19 protein-coding genes and 2 pseudogenes are annotated in these 21,542 nt (G+C 43.4%); 1 reads left to right on the top strand and 20 read right to left on the bottom strand.

From position 1 onward, the window contains the following. Nucleotides 1-337 precede the first annotated feature (337 nt). The 8 genes from ACTNBF_RS12030 to ACTNBF_RS11995 all read right to left on the bottom strand — a co-directional run bounded on the left by ACTNBF_RS12030 (nucleotide 338) and on the right by ACTNBF_RS11995 (nucleotide 6,798). Complete coding sequence (locus ACTNBF_RS12030; RefSeq protein WP_441089331.1) at nucleotides 338-1,267, bottom strand: alpha/beta fold hydrolase; 930 nt, start codon at nucleotides 1,265-1,267, stop codon at nucleotides 338-340. A gap of 24 nt (nucleotides 1,268-1,291) precedes the next feature. Then, nucleotides 1,292-1,645 (bottom strand): DUF1667 domain-containing protein, encoded by a 354-nt coding sequence (locus ACTNBF_RS12025; protein ID WP_427820476.1) that lies wholly within the window; start codon nucleotides 1,643-1,645, stop codon nucleotides 1,292-1,294. Nucleotides 1,646-1,658: 13 nt separating this feature from the next. Continuing rightward, nucleotides 1,659-2,936 (bottom strand): NAD(P)/FAD-dependent oxidoreductase, encoded by a 1,278-nt coding sequence (locus ACTNBF_RS12020; RefSeq protein WP_441089330.1) that lies wholly within the window; start codon nucleotides 2,934-2,936, stop codon nucleotides 1,659-1,661. Beyond that, nucleotides 2,933-4,342, bottom strand: a complete 1,410-nt coding sequence (locus ACTNBF_RS12015) for an NAD(P)/FAD-dependent oxidoreductase (protein ID WP_441089329.1) — start codon at nucleotides 4,340-4,342, stop codon at nucleotides 2,933-2,935. The genes ACTNBF_RS12020 and ACTNBF_RS12015 overlap by 4 nt, the downstream gene beginning before the upstream one ends. 186 nt (nucleotides 4,343-4,528) lie before the next feature. After that, a complete protein-coding gene (locus ACTNBF_RS12010) occupies nucleotides 4,529-5,518 on the bottom strand; it encodes a helix-turn-helix transcriptional regulator (protein ID WP_441089328.1) in 990 nt (329 codons plus the stop codon). 102 nt (nucleotides 5,519-5,620) lie between these two features. After that, nucleotides 5,621-6,379 (bottom strand): AIM24 family protein, encoded by a 759-nt coding sequence (locus tag ACTNBF_RS12005; RefSeq protein WP_441050028.1) that lies wholly within the window; start codon nucleotides 6,377-6,379, stop codon nucleotides 5,621-5,623. 60 nt (nucleotides 6,380-6,439) lie between these two features. Next, entirely contained in the window at nucleotides 6,440-6,658 is a 219-nt protein-coding gene (locus ACTNBF_RS12000; RefSeq protein ID WP_441050027.1) for a hypothetical protein, read from the bottom strand. Then, nucleotides 6,652-6,798 (bottom strand): hypothetical protein, encoded by a 147-nt coding sequence (locus tag ACTNBF_RS11995; protein WP_427806013.1) that lies wholly within the window; start codon nucleotides 6,796-6,798, stop codon nucleotides 6,652-6,654. Before ACTNBF_RS11995 ends, ACTNBF_RS12000 begins: the two co-directional genes overlap by 7 nt. A gap of 204 nt (nucleotides 6,799-7,002) precedes the next feature. Between ACTNBF_RS11995 and ACTNBF_RS11990 the strand changes: the two genes are divergently transcribed. Continuing rightward, complete coding sequence (locus ACTNBF_RS11990) at nucleotides 7,003-7,515, top strand: helix-turn-helix domain-containing protein (RefSeq protein WP_441017979.1); 513 nt, start codon at nucleotides 7,003-7,005, stop codon at nucleotides 7,513-7,515. Nucleotides 7,516-7,603: 88 nt separating this feature from the next. On the opposite strand, the gene ACTNBF_RS11985 is transcribed toward ACTNBF_RS11990, so the two are convergent. From ACTNBF_RS11985 to larC, 12 genes and pseudogenes are all read right to left on the bottom strand, one after another. Continuing rightward, nucleotides 7,604-9,190 carry an ATP-binding response regulator gene (locus tag ACTNBF_RS11985; protein WP_441089340.1) on the bottom strand — a complete coding sequence of 529 codons (1,587 nt, stop codon included), beginning with the start codon at nucleotides 9,188-9,190 and terminating at the stop codon, nucleotides 7,604-7,606. Between the two features lie 394 nt (nucleotides 9,191-9,584). Then, on the bottom strand, nucleotides 9,585-10,670 hold the full coding sequence (locus tag ACTNBF_RS11980) for a hypothetical protein (RefSeq protein ID WP_427820484.1): 1,086 nt from the start codon (nucleotides 10,668-10,670) through the stop codon (nucleotides 9,585-9,587). A gap of 164 nt (nucleotides 10,671-10,834) precedes the next feature. Next, nucleotides 10,835-11,881 carry a GAF domain-containing protein gene (locus tag ACTNBF_RS11975; RefSeq protein ID WP_427820485.1) on the bottom strand — a complete coding sequence of 349 codons (1,047 nt, stop codon included), beginning with the start codon at nucleotides 11,879-11,881 and terminating at the stop codon, nucleotides 10,835-10,837. 230 nt (nucleotides 11,882-12,111) lie between these two features. Beyond that, on the bottom strand, nucleotides 12,112-13,044 hold the full coding sequence (locus tag ACTNBF_RS11970) for a LysR family transcriptional regulator (RefSeq protein ID WP_427806014.1): 933 nt from the start codon (nucleotides 13,042-13,044) through the stop codon (nucleotides 12,112-12,114). A gap of 138 nt (nucleotides 13,045-13,182) precedes the next feature. Then, on the bottom strand, nucleotides 13,183-14,355 hold the full coding sequence (locus ACTNBF_RS11965; protein WP_441089327.1) for an NAD(P)-dependent malic enzyme: 1,173 nt from the start codon (nucleotides 14,353-14,355) through the stop codon (nucleotides 13,183-13,185). Between the two features lie 10 nt (nucleotides 14,356-14,365). Further along, on the bottom strand, nucleotides 14,366-15,733 hold the full coding sequence (gene fumC, locus ACTNBF_RS11960) for a class II fumarate hydratase (RefSeq protein WP_320856124.1): 1,368 nt from the start codon (nucleotides 15,731-15,733) through the stop codon (nucleotides 14,366-14,368). 21 nt (nucleotides 15,734-15,754) lie between these two features. Then, complete coding sequence (locus ACTNBF_RS11955) at nucleotides 15,755-17,191, bottom strand: aspartate ammonia-lyase (RefSeq protein WP_320856125.1); 1,437 nt, start codon at nucleotides 17,189-17,191, stop codon at nucleotides 15,755-15,757. 167 nt (nucleotides 17,192-17,358) lie between these two features. Next, nucleotides 17,359-17,730, bottom strand: a complete 372-nt coding sequence (locus ACTNBF_RS11950) for a DUF2179 domain-containing protein (protein ID WP_441089326.1) — start codon at nucleotides 17,728-17,730, stop codon at nucleotides 17,359-17,361. Nucleotides 17,731-17,990: 260 nt separating this feature from the next. After that, a pseudogene (locus tag ACTNBF_RS11945) lies at nucleotides 17,991-18,464 on the bottom strand (hypothetical protein); the annotation flags it as partial. A gap of 115 nt (nucleotides 18,465-18,579) precedes the next feature. Next, a complete protein-coding gene (locus ACTNBF_RS11940; protein WP_320856127.1) occupies nucleotides 18,580-19,221 on the bottom strand; it encodes a reverse transcriptase domain-containing protein in 642 nt (213 codons plus the stop codon). A gap of 460 nt (nucleotides 19,222-19,681) precedes the next feature. Further along, nucleotides 19,682-20,176: pseudogene (locus ACTNBF_RS11935) on the bottom strand (DUF362 domain-containing protein); the annotation flags it as partial. Between the two features lie 43 nt (nucleotides 20,177-20,219). Further along, on the bottom strand, nucleotides 20,220-21,542 hold the full coding sequence (gene larC, locus ACTNBF_RS11930) for a nickel pincer cofactor biosynthesis protein LarC (RefSeq protein WP_441089325.1): 1,323 nt from the start codon (nucleotides 21,540-21,542) through the stop codon (nucleotides 20,220-20,222).

Raw genomic sequence — 21,542 nt, 5'->3', positions numbered from 1 at the left:
CAAAATCTGTCTTTTTCTTTTACGAATCATTCGCACTCTCCTTTGTTTTGATATGCACTTTAAAGCAATATCCTGTTAAAATATTAAAATGGTATTCATTCGATACAGAATGAACGATATGATATTTGAGACAGAAAAGATTCTGTCCTTAGATGGCGCACAAAAAAGTGCGCCATGAAAGATATTGTATAAATATAATTTTGATAAATGGAATCAATTGATATAATAATAAAACTGAATCTGTTCAGAAATCGTGCAGCCATTTACACGAAACGAATCTGAGAATGTTTTCTGAGATTGCATTTACAATATCACATAACTTTTGAAAATTCAAGCATTATTTTTCAAAAGTTTCTTCCAGCCATTTTCGCAAATCTTCAAATACATCCATATAATCCGTTTCATTCAGGATTTCATGACGATCGTTCTCATATAATTTTAATTCTACATTCTGAGCCCCGGCCTTTAGACAGGACTCGTACACCTTCCGGACACCTTTTCCGAAATTCCCCACCGGGTCATCGCTTCCCGCGACAAAGAAAAGCGGCAGATCTTTCGGGATTTTCTGAATGTTCTTTTTGCGCTGAACAAACTGAATCGTCCGGAACAACTGATAGAATCCGTTCAGTGTAAATGTGAACGTACACCACGGATTTTCCCGATAAGCATCAACGATTTTTTCATCCTTTGTCAGCCAGTCCTGCGGCGTCCGGGCAGGTTCAAACTTTTTGTTATTTCCAGAAAATGCAAGCTGGTCAACAAGCTTACTCCGGTACTCCCATCCTTTGCATGCTGCCATCGCTCTGCAAAGAAGTTTCGCCAGAACCAGAACCGGTTCCGGCTGTGCCCCGGTTCCCATTACGATCACTCCGGAAAGGCCTTCCCCATGCAGCATCATATACTGTCGGATCAAAAATGATCCCATGCTGTGTCCCAACATAAAATAGGGAGTATTCGGATATTGCTTTCCCATGTATAAACGCAATTTATGAATATCTTTTATTACACATTCATTTCCATCCGGCTGTTTAAAGAAACCATGCTTCTCATCAGAAATTACCGATTCTCCGTGTCCCAGATGGTCATTTCCGACTACGCAGATTCCGTATTCATTCAGATACTCTGCGAATCGCTCATAGCGGCCGATGTATTCCACCATCCCGTGACTGATCTGAAGAACCGCTCTGACTTCTCCTTCCGGTATCCACAGAATCGCATGGATTCTCGTCTCGCCATCCGCCGAAGTATAGTATAAATTCCTTTTCATCCGTTTTTTCTCCCCTTCCACCGCTTATTTTTTGTTTGCAGTTGCAACCACAGGTACTCCTGTTCCGGCTGCATTTTCGAGAATCACCTGGCCAATCTGAACCGGTCTTGCGATTACAAGCTGTTTCAATTCCCGGACACAGTCCATGATCTTCTCCTTCGGAATATCCTCCTTCGTCTTTACCGGAACTACACCGCCTCCGCTTAAACGCACTGTCGTCGTCACAATTCTGGTCGGATTCGTCACTTCTTTCCTTGCATAAATATCCCCACGTTTACAGGTATTTCCGGAAACACTGATCACGCTGCCGTCTTCCATCTCTACCTGAAGCTCACAGCCCATGGGACATCCGATACAAATCAATACCTTCTTCTCCATATTTCCGCTCACCTCAATCCTGCTTTTCACCGCACTCCAAAACAATCCTGATCTTCTCAGGCCGGCTGGCCCCTTCTAATTGTTCCTTCTCTAAAATAACCTCTTCCATCTCTCCAGGAGTCACAATTTGTTTTCTTTTATGCACAATCCGTTTCTCATCCAAATACACACTGATGTAGCAATTGCGGTATACATTTCCCACCCGGAAACGTACTTTCAGATTCCCCCGCATGCGTTCCGGCAAGATTTCTGTCGGAACCGTATAACGAATTCCGCCTTCCACCTCGATCGCAATTCCACGTTTTCCTGCTTTGTCAAGCTGGCCCAGGATATAATCTGCTGCACATTCTCCCGCACATTTTGCTTCTTCTGACACAAAATCCACCAGATCGTGCACATGCAGTACATTCCCACAGGCAAACACCCCTGGAATGCTGGTCTCAAGACTTTCGTCAACAACGGGACCGTTCGTAACCGGATTCATCCGGACACCCATTCCCTGCGACAGTTCATTTTCCGGAATCAGACCACAGGACAAAAGCAGTGTATCACAGCAGTATTCTTCCTCCGTTCCCGGTATCGGTCTTCCGTTTTCGTCCACTTCCGCAAGCGTAACACCTTCCAGTCTTTGTTTCCCCTTGATGTCGATCACCGTATGGCAAAGCTTCAGAGGAATTCCATAATCCTCCAGGCACTGAACGATATTCCGCTTTAGGCCGCCGGAATATGACATCAGCTCTGCCACTACCTGAACATGGGCTCCCTCCAGTGTCATTCTGCGCGCCATAATAAGCCCTATATCCCCGGAACCTAAAATCACAACTTCTTTTCCGGGAAGATATCCTTCCATATTAACCAGCCTCTGCGCTGTTCCGGCTGTATAGATTCCCTGCGGTCGGTACCCAGGAATGTTCAGAGCCCCTCGCGGCCGCTCCCGGCATCCCATGGCAAGAATAATCGATTTAGCCTGGATATCCTGCATCCCTTCCGTGCGACTTAAAAACGTCACTTTTTTCTCCGACGTGATGTTCAGCACCATGGAATTCGTCTGACACACAATCCCCAACTCCTGCACCTGACGGATAAAACGATCTGCATATTCCGGGCCTGTAAGCTCTTCCTTAAAGGTATGCAGGCCAAACCCATTATGAATGCACTGATTCAAAATACCACCCAGACGTTCGTCCCGTTCAATCACAAGGATATCATTGATTCCTTTTTTCTTTGCCGCCACAGCCGCCGCCAGTCCTGCCGGTCCGCCTCCGATAATAACCAGATCACAGCTTCTCATCTTGCATCCCTCCTTCCGGTTTTCCGTATATCCTTCAGTTCCAGATGAAGTTCTTCCGCAAGAAGCTCCATATTCTTAGGCGTGCAGAATCCAGCCTGACACCGTCCCATACCTGCACGCGTTCTCCGCTTGATGCCATCCAGCGTCGTCGCTCCCAGAGGGCGGTGGATCGCGTCAAGGATTTCTCCCATTGTAACACCCTCACATCTGCAAACAATCTGGCCATATGCCGGATTTTCTTGAATCAGACCATTCTGTTCTTCTCTTGAAAGCTCCGAAATGCGAGTAATTCTCTTTCTATGTTCACAAAATTCTTTCTTTTCGCACAATTCTGTGAGCCCTGCCATAATATTGCGAACATAAACACCTATCGCAGGTACACTGGAAAGTCCCGGCGATTCTATGCCTGCCACATCGATAAATCCTTTTGCGTCTTTCACTTCCTGAATGATAAAATCACCGTCGTCTTCATGTGCCCTAAGTCCTGCAAACGAAGTGATAATTTGCCGTTTCGGGATATTTTTAACGGATTTTGTACACTTTTTCATAACTTCTTCAAGTCCATCGGATGTTGTTTCGGTTCCTTCTTTATCCGTAATATCGGCGGCTGTAGGCCCGATCAACAGATTCCCATGCACAGTCGGCGTCACGAGCACTCCTTTTCCTTTTGGAGTCGGGATCTGGAAAATCGTACGTTCAACCAAATTGCCCGCGTTTTTATCCAGCAGACAATACTCCCCTCTGCGTGGAGTAATATGGATTTTTTCCCTGCTGACCATGTTGTGAAATATGTCCGCATACACTCCAGCCGCATTGATCAGGAATCGTGTTTCGAACATTCCTTTATCGGTCAGAACACGAAATCCATTCTCCATTTTCTCGATTTGCTTCACCTCTGTCTCCAGATGAAACTGAACTCCATTTTGCACTGCATTTTCTGCATAGGCGAGATTCATTTCAAATGGACATACGATTCCACTGGAGGGGATATGAATCGCTGCATATACGGTATCGGCCAAATTCGGCTCCAGAAGAAGCGCCTGACTGCGGCTCAGCATCTCCATTCCCTCAACTCCATTCTTTTTACCGCGCTCCATCAGCTCCTCGAGTACCGCCATCTCTTCCTTGCTCTGACACACGACCATAGCCCCGTTGCGCCGGAAAGGAAAATCCAGTTTCTCCGCCATCTCATCCATCATCTGATTTCCCAGCACATTCAGCTTCGCCTTCAGTGTTCCCGGTTTCGCATCAAATCCCCCATGCACGATACCACTGTTGGCTTTGCTGGTGCCTTCACATACATCACTTTCCTTCTCCAGTACACAAATATCCAGTTCATATCTGGAGAGCTCTCTTGCCACTGCACATCCCGATACACCGGCTCCGATAATGATGACATCTTTCATTTCCGATCATCCTCCTTAGGCAAATCCCTGTCCGTGTTACCCGGTTGCTCCAGGCATCTCCAATCAACCGGCAAAATTTATACCTTAATTCTATCACGAAACTTTTCCCGGTACAATAAAAAGCAACTCAAGAAGGTCCTTGATCTGCTTTAAAGGGGTGGCTATGTCCCCTTCCCACATTCCCCCCTATACATACTGTCGCGTCAACCTTTTAATCTCTTCTTTCATCATTTCCACAACATCATCCGGTCCAACCACTTTCACTCCTTCTCCAAGCGAAATAATCCACCCGAGGAATTGCCCGCTGACATAGACTTTCACATTCACTGTACAACGCTCCTCATCCACCGGGACAAGCATCACATCTTTCCCGAACCTGTCAATGATAACTCCCGCCAGCGCATTATCTACCAGAAGTTTGACCTGACATTCTTTTCCTCCAAACATTCCAAAACTCTTCTTAGCATATTCAGCCATGTCCAGTTTCTTAAAATGTTCTTTCCCTTCTCTGGCTTCATCACACATTTGGATATGCAGCATCTTATCTACACGGTAATGCTTGATCTTCCCGGCCTCCGAATCATATCCAACCAGATAATAATTATCATCATGCCATGAAAGTCCCCATGGGCTAATCTGATAATAAGCTCCATCATGGCGCAGTTCCATCTGTTTCTTTACATTCCACTGAAAATATTGGAAACGGATTTTCTTATTCTCCGAAATCGCATTGTGGATCGCGTCGACCGTATAATAAATGCTCTCGTTCATGGTCTTGATTCGCCCGGATACATATACTTGGCGCTGCAGCTTCATTGCATCATATTTGCTGACCAGTTTTTCCAGCTTCTTGATCAATGCATTCGATTTTCGTTCTGTGATGAACCTGGAAGACTGGATCGCATCCACCAGAAGCTTCAGTTCCGGAAGTTCGAAAGGACGGTCGATCACGTGATAATGGTACCGGTTACCCACCGGCTCTCCCGCAACCTCAACCCCGAACTTTTCCAGATCTTTCAAATCCGAATAAACGCTCTTTCTGTCTGCGGTGATATCATACTCTCTTAACGCCTCCAGAAGTTCCGGCATTGTGATATAGTGATTTTCATCCGTCCTCTCCAGCATGATCTGTGCAACCCGGTATAATTTAAATTTCTGATTCGTTCCCTTTGGCATATCAATCTTTTCTCCTCGCATCAAGACCAGATATTTGTAATGTCTGATATCATATTATCATTCTCCACAAACAAGTTCAATGCAAGACCTGCAACTTTGTTACTATCTGACCGGTGCAAGCAGCACCTTTCCGGTTCCGCGGTACACATTTACCAACCCTTCTCCCGATGCTGCCGATCCGAGTAAACTTTTCCCGGAGCGCTCCACGGTAAATTCCAGACTGCCACTCCATGCAATAGCAAAGTTCCCGTCTACTTTCAAAACATCCTTATCCAGCGTAACTTCCACCAACTCTTCTTTCGGGCAGGGTGATTCGAGACAGACGATTCCGTTTCCCTGAATACCCAGATTGAATAATCCTTCATTTCCGGCAGCTGCGGAAGACAGATTCGACCTCATCACTGCTTTGTGTTTTAATGAGGATTCACATGCAAGAAAGAGTCCGTCATCCAGCACAACCGAACCATTCCATTTGCTTAAATCCAACAGCAAAATATGTTGATACGTCGGTTCAAGCACCAATGTTCCGTCTCCGGTATATTCCGGTTTGATTGCCGATTCTCCTGTCACGGAACCGCGCACTGCTTTTCCGAACAGATCGCCGACGCCTTTGATTCCCGTTGTGGCCTTTACATTCCCGACCATCCACTGCATCGCGCCTGCCTGAACCGTCACATTCGATTTGGAGACATCACAGACAACCTGCCTTTTTCGAACATTCATCTGGCTCGCATAAAATGCTTCCATTGCCGTTTCCGGCATAACACTTAAGTCGCGCTGGTACTCAACCACTGAAAATGCTCCCAAAGAATCAATTACCTTCACATCATCGTTTTCCATAAAATTTTTAATCTGATACATTTTTCATTCTCCTTTTATTAGTTTTTAGACTTAAAAATAACTTTTAGCAGTACGTTTTTCCTATAAACGCTTCGGCGCAAACAGTGAAATCACACCCACGATCAACAACACCGGAAATGCAATTTTAATCAGGCCGACTGCCACAAGGCCGGTTAAAAATAACGGAAGCAGCACAACACTGGCTATGATTTTTGAAATTCCCCATGCTGCTTTCACCGCAAAAACAAGTATTTTTCCAAATATCAAAAACATGAAAATTGTAAATATGAATGTTAACATCGTTCTTCATCCTCCTCTTCTGCGATTCTTTTCCCATGGAATTTTGAATTTTCTTCCAGTCCAAGTATCTTACTGTAATCTTTCTGTTCGTGTATTCTCTCAATCATAAGGCACATCCTGACTCTCTGTTCTATACTCATCTTCCTATTCTCCTTTCCGCCAGATTATGCCAATATTATACTTGAATCCTTCCTTCAAATAAACAAAATCATTTGCGAATTAGTATCATCTATTTCTCCTTTTTTGAGGTGATATAAAGTAAATCTTAAGAATAAATAAATTCCCTTCGTTGTCAATATCATATATAATATTTTCAGGATCAGATTAATTAGGGGGATTTTATTATGGGAAGAAAATCAACAAAAGAAATTAAAAATATTTATCAGATCAGCCGGGAAAATATGGAATATTCCCGGGAAGCAGCAGCCGAGAAACTTGGCTTCATTTCTTCTGACCGTATTGAAAAAATCGAAAATGAACGGACACTGCCGCATCCGGAAGAGGTACTTGCGATGGCAGACTGCTACAAAAATCCTTCTTTATGCAACTATTTCTGCTCTCATGAATGCCCGATTGGAATCGAGTATGTACCTGAGATTCATGCAAAAGAACTCTCCCAGATTACCCTGGAGATGCTAGCCACATTGAATCGGCTGTCACACGCGAAGGAACGTCTTATTGAAATAACAGTAGACGGCGAACTTACGGAAGATGAACTGCCTGATTTTCTTAGAATCAAAGATGAATTGTCGAAAATGGCTCTTGCCATCGATTCCCTGAATCTGTGGCTGGATCACACCATTGCTTCCGGGAAGATTGACAAACAAGTACTGGAAGAAATCATTCACAGAAAATAATTTTGCTCATAACGCAAGAGCCTGGCAAACAGCCAGACTCTCAGCAAAATAGATTCAAATTGTTACATATTCTGTCATCCTTCTTACATTAGTTCAACCATCTGTCCAGTGTTCTGGCAAGCGATTTGAGATCAAGCGGTTTGGCAATATGCTCATTCATACCAACCGTTTTGGCCGCCTGTACGTCCTCCGCAAATGCATTTGCCGTCATGGCAACGATTGGTACCTGTCTGCAGTAATTCCGATCCATGGAGCGGATCGCTCTGGTAGCATCATACCCGTTCATCCGCGGCATCTGGATATCCATAAAGATGATATCGTAATAACCGTCCTTACATGATGCCATTCTGTCAACGGCCTCCGTACCGTCAGCCACATGCTCGATTGCGAGCCCCGTTGTTCCCAGGATGACTGTTGCAATTTCTGCGTTCAGTTCATTATCTTCTACCAGCAACGCGCGGCGGCCTGTCAGATCCATATTTTTCAGATCAACAAACGGTATATTCGGTTCTTGTGCTTTCTCGTCTCCTACAAGAGTATTGAACGTTTTTGTCAGTCTGGAGCGGAACAGCGGCTTACTGATAAATGCATTTGCACCGGCCGCTCTGGCCTCCTGCTCAATATCCGACCAGTCATAGGCAGAGATGATTATGATCGGCACGTCATTTCCCACGGCTTTCCGTATTGCTCTTGTCGTTGCAACCCCGTCCATATCCGGCATCTTCCAGTCAATAATGCAGGCAAAATAATCCCGCTTCTGGTTATGGTGAAGCACAATATGATCAACAGCCTCGGCCCCTGTAGACACACCCTCGGCTTTCATCCCCATATCATTCAGCATGCCGCGGCAGGACTCGAGACTTAATTCATCATCATTCGCCACAAGTACATCCAGATCAACAAATTTGTCATACTGTACATCCGAGCCTTCCTGAAGCCTGAGGTACATCGTCACCGTAAAGCGCGAACCGACTCCCGGCTTACTTTCAACCTTGATATCTCCTCCCATCATGCGGACAATATTCCGGCTGATCGGCATGCCAAGACCGGTCCCCTGTATTTTATTTACGCATCCATCTTCTGCTCGGGTGAACGGTTCAAAAATCTTCTCCATGAATTCTTCACTCATCCCCATTCCGTTATCTTCAAAAACGAATTCATAGCAGCCGATTTCCGCCTGGTTCGAAGGTTTTTCAGAAATAGAGAGCCGGATCTTTCCGCCATCCGGTGTGAATTTTACCGCATTTCCCATCAGATTGGTGAACACCTTCTGGATGCGGAGGCTGTCACCGATTACCTCTTCATGGATCACACCGGAAATGTTGACAGAAAGCTCATGATGGTGCTCTGCGATTTGTGAACTGGTCATAGAGAGCAGATTATCCACCAGGTCGGAAAGTTTAAACTCTTCCTCGATCAGATCCACTTTTCCTGACTCGATTTTACTCATATCCAGAACTTCGTTGATCAGGCTGAGCAGATATTTGCTCGCCTGAGTAATTTTCTGAAGGCTATCCTGAACCCGCTCTTTATCATCAATATGCGACGCGGCAATTGCCGTCATTCCGATAATGCCGTTCATAGGTGTGCGGATATCATGGGACATATTGGACAGAAAATCCGTCTTAGCCTTATTTGCCGCTTCTGCCGCATCAAATGCTGCCTGCAGTGCCATTTCCTGCTGGCGCTCCTTCTTGATCAGATCATCTACATTTCTGGTACCGACTACTGCGACGAAACCACCGTCTTTTTTCTCTACAAACGCAACCCTTGCCTGCAGATATATGGTTCCGTCATCTGTATGTTTTTCATAAGTCAAAGAGTAGTCTTTGCCGTCTGCACGAATATGATCCAACGACAGTTTTTCGATAAATTCACCGCGGCTTTCTTCCGAAACAAGTTCCTCTGCGTAACTGCGCAATCCTTTTGACCAACAGCCATTATGCTTACAAAAATGCTCCGCAATAGCACGGCCGTCTTCATCCTGTGCGCGGTAAGTGGTCACGGTATCCGTTTCCGGATCAACAAGAAGAACAGAATAGTACTCTGAGCCAATTCCCTCTATAATCTCACTTTGTGTCTCCAAAGTTTTGATATGTTTTCTTTCTTCTTCCACGATCGAATCGACATTTCGGAATCCCAGAATAATCCAGCTTTCCGATGTGTGCCCAGAAATAGATCCGGATAAAGACCGCCTGGAAATAATGGGTGCCGCTTTCATCATAATTTACACGATAATTGCATACATACTCATCACTTTCTTCCAGAGCGCGAAGCACATTCTGAACAGAGACGGCATCTTTCAATTTTTTCTTATCCTCGTCCACAACATATTTGGAAATATAGTAATCCCAGGTCGTATTGTAGGAATGTCTTGAGACGCGCTTATCCTTGGGAATAAGATTTCCGTTCTTTTTGAGAGTCGTGGCACTGTCTTCTTCAAAATTGATCAGTGTAACGTCCGGATACTCTTTGCTCAGTGCATTGGCAATCTCCATTTCATCCTTCAGTGTCTCGTTGGTTCTCTCAACGGCTGTAAGCGCATCCTCAATCTTCTTCTGCTGGGCGAGCTCTTTCTTTTTCTCTTCGTCAATATTTTTAAACGCAACGGCAAATTCTTTTCGCTCTCTGAGCGGTTTTACGATCTGGCACTGAAAATACTGCATTTCACTATTCCGAAAGACTCTGTAATTAAAATAATAAGCCTGTTTATCTTCCAGAAGCGTGCTCACACCGGCCACCGTACGGACATCGTCAAATAGATGCCGGTCTTCTTCAAAGACGTCATTGTCGATATAAGCGCTGAGATTCCGGTCATAATTTCCCGCTGCAAACTTCGTGCCGTAGCGGTCACTCATCGTCTGCCCCATACGATAGCAGACGGCTTCTCCGGTATTCATATTGATTGCATATACATTTTCATAGGAGACAGCCAGCGCCTGAATCAGATTATCCTGGATTCCCATCGTTGCTTTTTCGGCAGTGATATTCCGAAATGTACAGATCACTTTTTTATTTCTTCCGTCTGCATTTTTCTCGACCGGAATAAATGCGCATCTGATCCATCCTCCGGATACAGAAATATACTCCTGAATAATGATTGTTTTTTCCCCCAACCTCGCGTCAAGCGTATTCAGATTCGTAAAAATCCGCATGTTCGGTCGGGATTCTTCCGAAACCTGCGTTTTGACTATCCTTTTCAGGCATTCCCGTGCATTTCCCTTTTTGCTGTAAACATGGTGCGAACTGTCGACCGAGATAAGTTCCTGGTAAGAGTTCTCTTCTATATCAATATAATAAAGTGCAAAGAAAATACTGCTCAGGGAACCGATAATGGCCGTGTGCTGCTTCTCGTTTTGAAGAAGAACGGTAAGCTCCTCATTGGTCTCCTGAAGTTTCTTTTTGGCCTCCAGTTCCTGAAGCTTAGCCCCATGAATGGACTGCGTGGCAAAAAAACATGTGTCAACCTGCCCTCGGGATCCCGATTTCCTTCAATAAAGGAGCACTGTCCCCAGCTTGCCGCCGATCCCCCGGCTTCCGCAGAAGGGAAAATGGTACTTCGATATTGTTTCGATATGATCCGGGTGTTTTTGAGCCGTTCCTCCAAAGTGGAAAGATCTACAAATACCTGTAACTCATCCGTGCAGTCAGGAGTCACCATATGATGGGAAAAATAATTCAGCCGTTCCTGTGCATCACCGGATGCTCCGATGTGCGTACGTACATCAGATACCGATGAGAGCTCTGTAAAATAATTCTTTGTAAGATCAATATAATATACCGATGTATAAATTTCACTCAATGACTGGATGATCTTCATCCGTTCTTCTAATGCTTTATTAGAATCTTCCAGTCGTTTGTTCGCAATCTCAATACAGCAAGTCGATGAAATAACAGATAGAAGCAGAAGATGTCCGGTATTCCGTTTGGGATTATCTACTCCGAAAAAGCCTATGATCTCGCCATCCACCACAAGAGGCGAAACCCCTGCACTGTCGATCCCTCTTAGTTCAAGGATCTGGTATGTCTCTGATCCAAAGACAAACTCTTCATCCTGTGCCGAAACAAAAAATTCTCCTCTTTCTTTAACCAGCCTGAACCAGCCTTCCACCATGTCGGCAGGGATATTCTGAAGCGCATTTCTTTTGGCCGCGACTCCCTCACGGCACCATTCATACGTGTTGTTGACTGCCGTCTTCTGAACATTCCATTCCAGAATATAGGCACGGTCCGCATCATAGTATCTGCCTGCATCAGCAAGAATATTCTGAATCGTTTGTCCACCCTTTTCTTTATTTGCGTAATCATGCAGGAAATGCTTGATTGCCTGCTCCTGATTTAACAGATTTTGTGAAAGCTCGTTCATGATACACCCCCGGGAATTGGTATACTTTGTCTGATTTCAATTATACATTTCCCACAAAGCTCTATCAAGACGAAATTCCACAATACGTTTCTTTTTTTATCGTTGCAAGATGAATCATTACTTTACATCTTCTCGCATCTTCATTTCTGATTCCTCCTTTGATCTGCTCTGGAATCATTTTACAGCCTCCTCGTAAGAGGAGCGTCAAGCAGGGAAAAAGATATTTATGCTCACCTTTGATCCGAAATCGCCACCTTAATAAATTCATCCATACTTTTTGTGAAGTATTTATTCTTACGATAATAGAAATAAACGTTTCTTTCTGCAGATGGATCATCAATCTTATAATAAACAATTCCGGGACTTGGCGGCATACATTTTACTACCGTATCGCTAAGAATCGCATTTCCCATTCCTTTCTCCGTCAAATGATACACGGTCATTAACTGATTCAGTTTCAGCGCTACTTTGGGATTAATTTCCGCTCTTTTACAAATAGCTTCAACCCTCTCTCTTGTATCATTATGCGCTCTCAACATTACAAAAGGCTCATCAGCAAACAACTTTAACGGCACACCCTGAATTTCCTTTTTTGTATGTACATTATTTTGTATATCTTCCGCTGTCAGTTTCCACTGCTTTGCCTCCTGATTACTATGGTGACCAGAAGGAACTGCCAAAACAAGATGTTCCTTCATAAAATATTTTTTTTCATAAATGTCCTCATTCATCGGATAATTATCAATAATCATATCCAGTTCTCCGGAAAATAGCTTTTCTTCCAAAATCGGCGTGCTTCCTTCAAACAGGCTCACCTTCACGTTCGGATACTTTTCCTGAAATTTCAGAATAGCTGTTGAAACAACAAAAGCTGAAAAAAGATACGTCCCGCCTATTGCCAGATGTCCCACCTTAAGTTCATTCAGATCTTCCACATAATTTGCAAATTGTTCTTCGAGATTCATTAATTGTTCTGCTGTCTTAATATACTGTTTTCCACATTCTGTAAGCTGAATCGGATTGGTACTTCTCTCAAATAACGGCATTCCTATTTTTTGTTCCACCTTTTTCACTGTAGCACTTAATGACGGTTGGGAAATATAAAGATCCTTTGCCGCTTTTGAAAAGCTTCCCTCTTTATAAATTTTATAAATATATCTCATATTGCTAAACATAACGTATTCCTCAGCTATTCACTTTGATAACGATTTGAAAACGGACGAACCCGATCAGTTTCGTCCGTTTTCTATATAAGTGTAACCTATAATAATTATAACACCTGCATACCTCAAAAAACACCTTTAATTTCTAGCTACGCCACTTTTTATTGCAGCTTCTTTTACTGCTCTGGCAACCGTATCCTTGACTCTGGGATCAAATGCTGCAGGTAATATATATTCTGCATTTAGTTCCTCATCACTTACCAGACCTGCAATTGCATAGGCAGCAGCCACCTTCATTTCATCATTGATGTCGCTTGCCTGTACATCCAGTGCACCGCGGAAAATTCCCGGGAAACAAAGTACGTTATTTACCTGATTCGGATAATCGGATCTTCCGGTTGAGACAACTGCTGCCCCTGCGGCTATTGCCTCCTCCGGCAGTATCTCCGGTGTTGGATTTGCGCAGGCAAAAATCACCGGTTTATCTGCCATACTGCGAACCATATCAGCTGTCAGTGTTCCAGGTGCCGATACACCGATAAACACATCCGCTCCTTTAATCACCTCTCCCAGAGAGCCTTTCTCGTGATTAAAATTAGTAATCTTTGCCATTTCTTCTTTTATTGGATTAAGCTCTTCTCTTCCCTCATAAATAGCGCCTTTTCTATCCGTCATAATCACATTTTTCAGTCCCATAGACATCAAAAGTTTAATAATCGCAATTCCTGCGGCTCCAGCACCTGAAGTAACAATCTTTACGTCTTTTAATTCTTTTCCAACTACCTTAAGTGCATTAATGATTCCGGCAAGTGTGACGACTGCTGTTCCGTGCTGATCATCATGGAAAATTGGAATATCACAAGTTTCCTTCAACTTTTTTTCTATTTCAAAGCATCTTGGTGAAGAAATATCTTCCAGATTAATTCCTCCAAAACTTCCTGCCAGCAAACGAACCGTATTTACAATCTCATCTACATTCTTACTGCGCACACAAAGTGGAATTGCATCCACATCACCAAACGCTTTAAACAGTACACATTTGCCTTCCATAACCGGCATTCCTGCTTCAGGTCCAATATCTCCCAGTCCCAGCACAGCCGTTCCATCAGTCACAACGGCCACAGTATTCCAACGTCTTGTTAATGCATAGCTCTTTTTTACATCCTTCTGAATCTCCAGACACGGTTCAGCCACTCCCGGAGTATAAGCCAGACTTAAGGCTTCTTTGGAATCCACTGCCGCACGGCATGTCATTTCAATTTTCCCTCTCAAATCATAATGCATTTCTAATGATTCTTTTGCGTAATCCATTTATCTCACCTCATACCATTTTCTCAGGATTTACTTTCTCATCATATTCACTGCTATTCATATAACCAAGTTCAATCACAGCCTCTTTTAAAGATTTATTTTCCTTATAAGCTTTTTTCGCAGCAGCGGCTGCATACTCATATCCAATCTCCGGGCTCAGACAAGTCACCAACATCAGTGAATTGTCCAGATTCTCCCGAATCTTATTCTCGTTCGCTTTCAAGCCGCTCAGACAGTTCTTATTAAAAGAGTCCATAGCATCACTCAGAAGGCGCACAGATTGCAACATATTATACGCAAGCAACGGCATAAATACATTTAATTCAAAATTTCCCTGAGATGCGGCAAAACCGACAGTTGCATCATTTCCCATCACCTGTACTGCAACCATAGTAACTGCTTCACACTGGGTAGGGTTAACTTTACCGGGCATAATAGAACTTCCGGGCTCATTTTCCGGGATACTGATTTCCCCAATACCACATCTCGGACCGCTGGCAAGCCAACGTATATCATTGGCAATTTTCATCAGATTGGCCGCCAGTGCTTTCAGTGCGCCATGCGTAAATACGTATGCATCTTTTGATGTCAATGCATGAAATTTATTCTCTGATGCACGGAATCCCTCACCCAAATAATCTGAGATATTCAAGGCGCATTCTACTCCAAAGCTTTTCGGACAATTAATCCCTGTTCCAACCGCAGTACCGCCGACAGCAAGATAACGCAGATGTTCCACGGACTCTTCTAACATCTTCCGGTTTTCTTCCAGCATCCCTCTCCATCCACTGATTTCCTGTGAGAAACGAAGAGGAACTGCATCCTGCAAATGTGTTCTCCCGATCTTGATGATATGCTGATTCCTTTCCTCCAGAGATTTCATAGTTTCTATCATTTTGTCCAACGCCGGATACAAATTCCGTCGGATAGACATAAATGCGGCAATATTCATTGCTGTCGGAAAAGTATCATTTGAACTCTGAGACATATTTACATGGTCATTGGCATGTAGCTTTATATCAGGGTAATTCTTTGCAGCAATGTGAGTAATCACTTCATTTACATTCATGTTGCTCTGCGTTCCGCTCCCCGTCTGCCAGACTTTCAATGGGAATTCTTCTTCATACTCTCCGTTAAGAATCCGGTCACAACTATCCACAATAGCATTCATCTGTTCCTTTGTTATTTTTCCAAAACGATTATTTGCCTTTGCAGCTGAACGTTTTAATATTACTAATGCTTCTATGATTTCATGCGGCATTTTTTCGGTACCGATTTCAAAATTCTGAAAGCTTCTCTGAGTCTGTGCCCCCCAAAAATGTTCTGCCGGAACTTTCACCTCTCCCATGGTATCATGTTCCATACGATATTCGCTCATGACTTTTCTACCTTGCTCTTTCTATTCACTTTCTTTGCCGCGCATCAACAGATCTTTTCCAGGTATTCCAGGTTCAGTCATCTGCCGCGGTTCTAAGATATAATCGAATTCTTCCTCTGACAAAAGTTTTTCTTCAACAACAAGCTTGCGTACTGAATCACCGGTACTTATTGCTTTCTTAGCGATATCAGCGGCTTTCTGATATCCAACATGAGGACAAATTGCTGTTATAATTCCAACACTGTTTTCAACAAGATAGCGGCAACGATCTTCATTGGCCGTAATACCAGAAATACAGTTATCCACAAATGTCTGTACCGCATAAGCAAGTGTATCAATAGATTGGAACATACAGTAAAAAATAATCGGCTCAAACGCATTCAGTTCTAATTGTCCTGCTTCTGCTGCCATAGTGATTGTAACATCGTTTCCAATAATATTGAACGCTACCTGATTGACCACCTCAGGGATAACAGGATTTACTTTTCCCGGCATAATGGAAGAACCATTTTGTTTAGCAGGCAGATTAATCTCTCCAAAACCGGCTCTTGGTCCTGAAGACATCAGTCGAAGATCATTCGCAATCTTAGACAGAGTAACTGCACAGGCCTTGATTGCACCAGATACTGAAACAAACGGATCCAGATTCTGTGTAGAATCCACCAGATCAAATGCCTGAACAAAATTCATGCCGGACACTTCTACCAGATTCGGTACGATTCTCTTCAAATAATTCTCATCTGCATTGATACCGGTTCCAACGGCTGTTCCTCCCATATTCACGGAACGCATCTCATCCATCGCCTTGTCCATACGATTGATATCCCTGAGAATCGCAACAGAATATGCATGAAACTCTTGTCCAAGACGTATCGGAACAGCATCCTGCATCTGTGTACGTCCCATCTTAATCACATGGTCAAATTCTTTAGATTTTTCAGAAAGTGCGGTGTGAAGACGAAGTAATTCCTTTTTCAGATTATCTAAAAGCCTAAGAGAAGTCATTTTTCCGGCTGTTGGAATTACATCGTTAGTAGACTGACCACAATTTACATGATCATTCGGATTTACAATTGTATAGTCACCCTTTTGTCCGCCAAGGATTTCAATAGAACGATTGGCAATTACTTCGTTGGCGTTCATGTTCAAAGAAGTCCCCGCACCTCCCTGAATCGGATCTACGATAAAATCGTCACGAAACTTTCCTTCTAGAATCTCGTCACATGCCTGTACGATCGCACTTGCAATTTTCTTATCCAGAATTCCAATTTCGCAATTTGTAATTGCTGAAGCTTTCTTAATATAAGCCAGACTGTTTATAATTTCCGGATGCATGTTAAGACCTGTAATACGGAAATTTTCCGCCGCCCGGAGTGACTGGACACCATAGTATACATTTTCCGGTACGTTCTTTGTACCAATAGAATCTTTTTCCACACGATAAGCATTTTCTGCCATGATTTTCTCCTCCAAAGTCTTTTGTTATACTTTCTGCAAGGGCGCCACTTACAGTCTGTTTCTCAATTCGTCTATATTATATCCCGGGCATCTTGCACAATCAAATACATAAATTTTTATAAAAAATATAATTCTAAAACTATATCTCCGACAATAGCGGTTCACTCCTATCCTAAAACACTTTTCTTTCTGTTCCATTCGCCAATAACTTCATTTACCGTACTTACCGTTACAAATGCAGCCGGATCTGCCTGCTGAAGAAATGCCAACAACTTACTATACTCATTCTTCTCAAGAATTGTCACAATTTCCATATTTTTGCAATGGACAGGCTGGATCAGGGCATCTGTATAGGTGTGTGTTGTAAGGTCATAAAAAGCATTCAAATGCATGCTGTAGACCCCTCTGATGGAATTTCCAGGTGAGCAATAATATTCAGCGGAAGAGAAAGATGGTGTACTGAAATAAGTGCAGGTCGAACCATCGGCAGCCAGAAAGCGGTATTTGCCATCGCTCAAAGTACTTGGGAGCAATCCCATGGCAGATGAATTAAAATGTTTGAACACAGCTTCCAAGGCAGCCGGTTTCAGCTTTTGACGCTACTGGTTAAGAGCGGAAGAAGTAGGCATGGAAGAAGCGTCCAATCCCCAAAAGTCAAGCATTTCCACTTTGGTGGAGGAAGAGCCTTGCGAAACGAGAAAAGAAATAAGTTTTTGAGATGAGATCTTTCGATTCCTTTGAAAATCGATATCCGGATGAAGGGAATAATCCGAAATATCAGAACAAATATGTTCTACAGCTAACTCAAACAGATCTTTGATTTTTTGATGGCTAACCATTTAAGATACACGACGCTAACTAAATGACATTGCTTCATCATATAATAACAATCCTTTACTCCTGCAGTCTCATATGCAGAATGCATTGCAAGCTGAGGTAAGCCTATATCAATTGCATTCATTGATACCTGTGACATTGCGATATTGCCCAGTGTACTTCCCCCTTCCATGTCAGAGCGATTTGCAAAGAACTGAATTGGTATATTTACTTTTTTGCAAATATCACGGAAAATAGCAATGCTGACACCATCGCTCGTATACTTCTGTCCTGCATGGGACTTCACGACAATTCCTTCATTCATATACACACAATTATTTTTATCAGTCTTATCCGGATGGTTCGGATGTACTGCATGTGCATTGTCACAACTTAACATAAAACTGGAGGCAACGGCTCTGTAATAATCCTCTTCCTCTTTTCCAAGTGCCAGATTCTCTAGTAGATATGGGGATTACTCCCCATACCCCTATACCAAACCGTACGTGCGCTATTAACGCATACGGCTTTTCACTCTATATTTCATACTCTATCTGTAAAACAAACTCACCTTAATACTTGGTTCGAGTAACGGAAATGTCCTGAGTAAGCCATTTAAACAACAGCCATTTCGTCTGCATAAGAAAATTCTTTACTTCCCTTGTATTATCTGTCACTCCGTAATACTGATAGTGCCCTCTCAATTTCGCATTGACTGTTTTAAATATCAGTTCTAATGGCATTGTCCTATGACTTCTTATCCAGTCTTTCATTGCTTTAATTTTACTGCGCAATTTCTTCTTACTGGTCTTTACCCTACAACGGTAAAACTGTTTCTTTCCGTCCATTCCGCAATAAAACGTGAAACCAAGGAAGTCAAAGGTATCTGGTTTTCTTTCCCCTCTTGCTTTTCGGTTTTGCCTGGCAAACCTTCCAAATCCCAAGATTTTTGTCTTTTCCTCCGCAAGCTCCAGTCCATATTTCCTAAAGCGTTCTTCCAGTCTCTGCTTGAATACCTGTGCTTCATGTTGATTCTGAAAACAGCAGACAAAGTCGTCACAATAGCGAATCAAATAACATTCGCCTTTACATTGTCTCTTTACGATTACATCAAACCAGTTATCCAGTACATAATGCAGATATATATTTGCGCTTCTGCGCTCTGGAAAGCTGGTTATGACACACGTGCAGCTCTGATTGGCCCTGGCGTTCACGCTTCACATGGTATGGAACGCACACATATAAATGGGCTTAGAAACACGCTCAAATTAATGGCTGCATATTTAGACTTAATTTAAAGACATATCCGAGACATAATTTGACCCTCTTTAAAAAACGGAGTCCATCTCCCCTCTTCTGTGGGAATCCGGACTCCGTTTTTCTATTCTATTTTTTACCACCTCAAAAGCCGCATCACTGAATCAGTTCCAACTTATTTTATTTCCATGATTCATATACAGAATCCCCTATTTATGTACAAGGTATGAAAGAATTTGATATACATAAGAAAGAAAATCTGAAATCATACAATGACTTTGCCTATAAGATAATACAAATCAAGTCGATAACCCTTGCATTTTTTACTAGGATTATCGACTTTTTGAAATCTCCTAACTGTCGAAAATGGATTATTAGTTTTACTACTATTTTCTCTGTTAAGATAAACAAATTCTCTTATTCGACCTCGATCAACTCATATTCTCTTGTACCATATCCCAGTGCAGTCGCAGCCTCAATTGTATGGATCCCATTACGGCTCTCTATCCGCTCCAGGAAATGTGCCTTGCCGGGGTCATCGCAGGCATACACCAGATCAATGCAGGCCTGATCCACTGCGATAGGATCTGTCGATACCAGAATACCAATATCGTTCAGACACGGATCTTCCGCCACCGCACAACAGTCACAGTCCACACTCATGTTCTTCATAACGTTTACATAGATCATATTTCCCTTAAAATAATCTACTACAGATCCTGCCGCATCTGCCATGGACTCAAGAAACGAATCATGATCTGAGGTCCAGATATTCTCCGGCACACCGGCTCCATGGATATATGCCTTACCATAGGAAGAAGCCACTCCGATCGATAATTGCTTTAATGCGCCGCCATAGCCTCCCATCGGATGCCCCTTAAAGTGAGACAGAACCAGCATCGAATCATAATGAACTATAGTTTAGCACGAAACAGATATTACATAAAGCACATTATTAATCTTCTGCTTTTCGTCCTGCCTGCATATCGATTCTTCTTGCTACTTCTTCTAGATTCATCTCCTGTTCTTTCGCGATTCGGGCTATGTCCTCGTACTCGTACTTTTCCCGCGTCACGCCATATCCCGAAGCCACCTTTTTTCGCACTTCTCCAAATTCTGTATCTACTTTCCGGATTGTCCGGGAAAGCTTATATCGCCGACTGACATTTTCACGAACCCCGAGTGTCGTCGTATTCCGGAAGAATAATCGAAGCATGGTTTCTTTATCTTCCTCCCGACACATGACAGTAAGTAGAACACCCGGACGGGATTTTTTCATTTGAACCGGTATCGTATATACATCCAGAGCCCCCGCTTCGAAAAACTGCTCCTGCGCGAAGCCGATCGCCTCTGACGTGATATCATCCAGATTGCACTGCAGCTCTACGATCGTATCACCAGTTTCTTCGGTTTCTCCCAATAAAGCACGCACACAATTGACCGTATCGAAGTCCTTTTTACCCATTCCGTAACCGATTGCGTCGGTTTTCATAACCGGCATATTTCCGAATTCAGAAGCAAAATGCTTAAGAAGTGCCGCGCCGGTAGGTGTACAAAGCTCTCCTCTTATACTGCCGCCGTAAATGGGTACATTCCTCAGAATATATGCCGTTGCCGGCGCAGGAACCGGAAGAATTCCGTGGGCACACCTGACATGACCGCTTCCTACGTGAACCGGGGAAACAATGACCTTCTCTGGGGCGAGCTTATCCATGAGCAGACATACTGCAGTGATATCCGCAATGGCATCCATCGTGCCAACTTCATGAAAATGGATTTCCTTCACGGGGACGCCATGTACGTGGCTCTCCGCTTCTGCAATCAGAGAATATACCGCAAGAATATCCGCCTTTACCTTTTCTGATAGCGGAAGGTCCTGTACAATATGCCCGATCTCATGCATTCCGCTGTGGTGATGGTGAGAATGAACATGGTGATGAACGTGAGCCTGTTCGTGGGAAGTATCATGAATATGGCCGTGCTCATGGATATGATTATGGTCATGGTCATGTGTATGTTCGCAGTTATGGTCATGTGCGTGTTCATGCACATGATCATGCATATCTCCAGATTCTTCTGTTCCGTTCACCTTGACGGTAACCTGCATCCCCTGGATTCCGCACTTTGCAATCTTCTCACCGGAAACAGTCACTCCCGGAATTTCCAGTCCGTTCAATTCACGGAGAAACTCTTCCTTATCGGGCAGCAGTTCCAAAAGCGCCGCTGTCAGCATGTCCCCGGCAGCTCCCATACCGCAATCTAAATATAAAGTCTTCAT

Source organism: Bariatricus sp. HCP28S3_A4, assembly GCF_052066395.1.
Taxonomy (GTDB): Bacteria; Bacillota; Clostridia; order Lachnospirales; family Lachnospiraceae; genus Allocoprococcus.
The sequence above is the reverse complement of the archived record's forward strand: the minus strand, read 5'-3'. Positions and strand labels throughout refer to the sequence as shown.